Origin of the sequence: Microvirga arvi (genome assembly GCF_016892765.1) — a bacterium.
In the GTDB taxonomy this organism is placed as follows: domain Bacteria; phylum Pseudomonadota; class Alphaproteobacteria; order Rhizobiales; family Beijerinckiaceae; genus Microvirga; species Microvirga arvi.
Map to the genome: position 1 here is coordinate 1 of NZ_JAFEMD010000204.1, position 875 is coordinate 875.

The 875-nt window shown below is 61.1% G+C and carries 1 protein-coding gene; it reads left to right on the forward strand.

The window, feature by feature from the left end; translation table 11 throughout:
- Nucleotides 1–875 (forward strand): ABC transporter substrate-binding protein (locus ILT44_RS30540; RefSeq protein WP_204243362.1); only part of this gene is annotated, 875 nt, incomplete at both ends.

The following is an 875-nucleotide window of genomic DNA, read 5'->3' on the forward strand; positions in this document are numbered from 1 at the left end:
GCTGATGCGACGGCGGGAGTTCGTCATCGGTCTTGGCTGCGCGGCCGCCGTATGGCCGCTCAGGACGCGCGCCCAGCAAGGGCAGAAGATCCATCGCATCGGCATTCTCGAATGGATCCCCGCAGACAAGAACGCCGCCAATCTTACCGGCCTCCACAAGGGTTTGCGGGATCTCGGCTACGTCGAAGGCCGCAATCTGATCATTGAATACCGGTCGGCCGATGGTCGAGCTGAGCGGTTTCCTGACCTTGCGGCTGAACTGGTGCGTCTCAAGGTTGACCTGTTCGTGACGAGGGGGACCCCTGCCACCAAGGCGGTCCAAAACGCGACGGGAACAATCCCGGTCGTTATGGCGACGATGGGCGGCCCGGGTGCCATCGTCGCCAGCTTCGCGCGCCCCGGAGGCCACATCACGGGGGTGATCACTTTCAGCACCGAACTGACAGCAAAACGGGTCGAGATCCTGAAAGAGCTGGTTCCGGGTCTCTCGCGCGTTGCGTTGCTTCACAACATGGGCAATCCGGCTGTCCCACCCGAATGGGACGAGACCAAAGCGGCAGCGCGCTCCCTGGGTCTCGAGGCTGAACTTCTCGACGTGCGCAGCAAGGACGACTTAAGCCGCGCGTTTGAACGGGCACTGCGTCAACAGATCGGCGGGTTGGTCGTCGGGTCAGACGGCCTCACGCAACTGCATCAACAGATGATCATCGATTTTGTCGACCATAATCGGCTGCCCGCCGTCTATCCAGCCCGCGAGTACGTTGGGGCTGGGGGATTGATCGCCTACGGGGTGAACTATCCTGACCTTTATTTCCGCTTAGCAACCTTCATCGATAAGATCTTCAAGGGGGCCAAACCCGAGGAGCTTCCGGTGG